General features: G+C 50.8%; 2 protein-coding genes. Both read left to right on the top strand.

Going from position 1 to position 2,700, the window contains the following annotated elements:
- Positions 1–385: 385 nt before the first annotated feature.
- Positions 386–1,609, top strand: a complete 1,224-nt coding sequence (locus ACFFAR_RS30345) for a porin (RefSeq protein ID WP_375509130.1) — start codon at positions 386–388, stop codon at positions 1,607–1,609.
- Positions 1,610–1,716: 107 nt separating this feature from the next.
- Positions 1,717–2,013 carry a DUF4148 domain-containing protein gene (locus ACFFAR_RS30340; protein WP_375509129.1) on the top strand — a complete coding sequence of 99 codons (297 nt, stop codon included), beginning with the start codon at positions 1,717–1,719 and terminating at the stop codon, positions 2,011–2,013.
- Positions 2,014–2,700 lie beyond the last annotated feature (687 nt).

The following is a 2,700-nucleotide window of genomic DNA, read 5'->3' as shown; positions in this document are numbered from 1 at the left end:
TATTTTGACTTGGATAGAATAACTCTCGTGGTGGGGAGAAGTTGCAGATTCGAACTTGAGGATACCTAGCGACCTAGAGTCGGAAATAATCTAACTAAATATGACGTGAACGTTTGTTTCTTAGGGAGTTGTATTCGGGCTGTCGGAACACCTATAGCTTGATCTAAACGGAAAGGCCATTCCAGGGTTCATAGGCTTTGCAAAAGTACTATCGAATACGGCGTAAAAATTAACGAATTTAATTAGTATTCCTATGATCGTAAACTGGTCGCTGAGATCAAAGTTGCGGTTCTTCGTTGTCTTTTAACAACTAATGAAGCATGTCCCGATCCTATCTTTAATTCGGGATAAGGCTTTCCAACTTATTTACTACAGGGTAAGGGAAATGAAAAAGACAGTTCCAGTCGCGGCGCTGCTCGGAATTTGCATTTCCAGCGCACACGCTCAGAGTAACGTTACCCTTTACGGAGTGGTAACGGCGGACATTACCTACGCAAACGACGTCCAGACAGCGGCTACACCTAGTCACGGGGACTCGGTTGGAGGACGTCAAGTTGCTCAACTTGACAGTGGATCGACGGGCTTGTCCTCTAGTCGATGGGGACTCCAGGGGAAGGAAGACTTAGGCGATGGCTGGAAAGCGATATTTCAATTGGAAAATGGGTTCAATGTGAACAATGGATCCTCGCTGCAGGGGGGCGCCGAGTTCGGACGCCTTGCCATAGTAGGTCTTTCCAATCCCTATGGAACGGTTACCATCGGACGACAAGGCAATTCCGCCATCGACTTTACCGCCCCATTAGCTTATGCGTGGCTTTGGGGAAACATCGCTATTCATCCTGCAGATTACGATAATCTCAACATTAGGCGAACGATCAACGCTGTCAAATATGTCTCCCCATCTTTTGCCGGCTTCAACTTCGGAGGGATGTACAGCCTAGGGGGCGTGGCCGGCAGCGTTGGCGAAAATCAGGTTTGGTCCGCCGGACTTGGTTACAGCGGTGGACCAATCACGGTTGGGGCGTCGATCCTTAATTCCCGGGACCCAAATAGCTCCCTTTACGGGACTAATGTCAACGCATTGGCCACGGCGAACAACCTAGGCTCATTCGGGTCCGCAACGTCAGCTTCATTCAATGGGGTGATTGCTGGATTCGCTTCAGCTGGAACCACCCAGATAGTGACGGCAGCGGCACTTTACGCGATCGGACCGGCAAGAGTGGGCGTCACGTACTCAAACACGCAATTCCGTAACCTCGGGGAAGAGGGGGTCCTAAATACATTGCATTACAGCGGAACGGCCACGTTTAACAACTACGAGGTTAGCTTGCGTTATCAACTCACGCCTTCCTCGCGTCTGGGTGCAGCATATGACCTTTCGAGGGGCGGTAGGGTCAACGACAACAGCGGGTCGAAATATCAGCAATTTAACCTTGGCGTCGATTACTTTTTGTCGAAAAGTACAGACGTCTACGTGTTAGGCGCCTATCAACACGCTAACGGCACGGATTCGCTCGGGCGTCCGGCCGTAGCGGAAATTGGTTACCTGTCTCCATCGCCAACTAACAAGCAGCTTGTGGTGTCCGCCGGCATTAAGCACTTGTTTTAAGCATGCGCATCGGCTGCGCAGACGCATATGCCGCAATGGCACGACGACCTCTTCAAGTCACGATTCCTGCACTTGGAGGGTACAAATTGAAAACATAAAACTAATGGGTGCGTAAGCCCATCAGTTTCGTTTTATACGTATTGAAATTAAAAATTTCCCCCATGGAGAATGCTGACATGAAACGTCTCGGAAAGGCTTGTATTGCAGTCGCGGCATCGGTGCTGATCACGGACTTACCCACTTTGAGCTTCGCGCAAATCACCCCGGGCGCCGCCGCGTCAACGCCAAAGCAGATGCAAAAGGCTCAGAGCAAAGCTGATCGCAAGGCGGCACGCGCTCGGAAGAACGCTGAGCTGAAAGCGCTTGAAAAGAACGGCTATCAGCCAGGTGCCGTTGGGAACTGAGGCAACAGCCAGGGAAAATATACGCCCGGCCGATGGCGCGATGCTCAAACTGAATACGAAACAGCAGAAAGCCACGTAGCCATGCATTTGTGCGTTCGATAACCAAACGCACCGATCCAAATCCCTACCCTAAGATTCCTTCGATGGGTAATCGATGTGAGGACGCTAGTGTCATGAGTTATCAATTCGCATAAAAAATCCACGCCCTAGTAACGATGGACACGTTGTCGCGATACCCCTTTACGGATTGCGCGAGGGGACCGCACTCCTTGGGAACTACGTTTGAAGTGGAAAACGGGAACGTCCCTCGACCATTAATCAGAGCCGAGTTTGAAGGAGAAGCAAATGGAAAAGGCTGAAAGGTCCTTCGGATTTATTGTGGAAAGATTGCTTCTGATAATTGCATCAGCGCCTGTTCGGGCGATACGAGGCAGTCGCGCGCGCTCGAATCAGAGGCGCTATGTCTGCGTCGAGGCATTGCAATTGGCAGACTTGTTTGCAATTTTTTATTCTGTCAAGGCGACGGTGCCTGTAATGTGTTCCCGCCTGATGCCAAACGCCCGCCGAAGAGTGTTTTTTTGACGTGGGCGCGATTGGGATATCTGCGCGTGTGACCGAAGCCGGTCGCGTATACAACCGAGAAGGGGTTCGCTGTGTTCAACGAATCAAACCAACTTCCGTGTGAGT

The organism is uncultured Caballeronia sp., from assembly GCF_964243625.1.
Lineage (GTDB): Bacteria > Pseudomonadota > Gammaproteobacteria > Burkholderiales > Burkholderiaceae > Caballeronia.
Note: the sequence above shows the minus strand (reverse complement) of the source record. Positions and strands in the feature narration are given on the sequence as shown.

Coding starts and splice junctions, on each gene's coding strand:
- ACFFAR_RS30345 (WP_375509130.1), top strand. CDS start 386: ATGAAAAAGACAGTTCCAGTCGCGGCGCTGCTCGGAATTTGCATTTCC.